General features: G+C 64.4%; 1 protein-coding gene. It reads right to left on the reverse strand.

The window, feature by feature from the left end:
• The coding region (locus tag NZ773_16385; protein ID MCS6803502.1) for an ABC transporter substrate-binding protein at nt 1-505 on the reverse strand (505 nt) is incomplete at both ends.

The following is a 505-nucleotide window of genomic DNA, read 5'->3' on the forward strand; positions in this document are numbered from 1 at the left end:
GTTCTCGGCCTCGATGGGGTTATAGGGCACGGTCGGCAGGTCAAGGTTGTAGGCCCACGAGCCGGGCATTACCGGCGAATCGGCGATGACGGCCTGACCGTGAAGGATATCGTTGACCATTTGCGACCGATTTAGGCCGAGCAGCAGCGCCTGGCGCACGCGCTTCTCGCGAAAGAAGGGCAGCGTGTCGTCGCGCAGGTTGAGGAAGATGAGCGTGTACTCCGGTTCGAACGTGGTGTACAGGCGCAGGTTGGGCAGCAGGGCAGCAGCGGCTACCTGTTCGCGGTCAAGCCGGCTGATGCCCAGCACCTCGCCGCGCCGATAGGCGGCCAGTGCTTCGGCGCTGTTGGGGTAGAAGCGGAACTCAACCTCCGCCAGCGCCGCAGGCCGGCCGTGATAATTCGGCGCGTTCTCCAAAATCAGGCCGGTAATCAGGCCGCCCTCGGCCAGCCACTGTCGGAAGCGGAACGGGCCGGAGCCGACGGGTTGCAAATTGAACTGAGCC

The sequence above is a fragment of the Dehalococcoidia bacterium genome (assembly GCA_025054935.1).
Classification (GTDB): domain Bacteria; phylum Chloroflexota; class Dehalococcoidia; order SpSt-223; family SpSt-223; genus JANWZD01.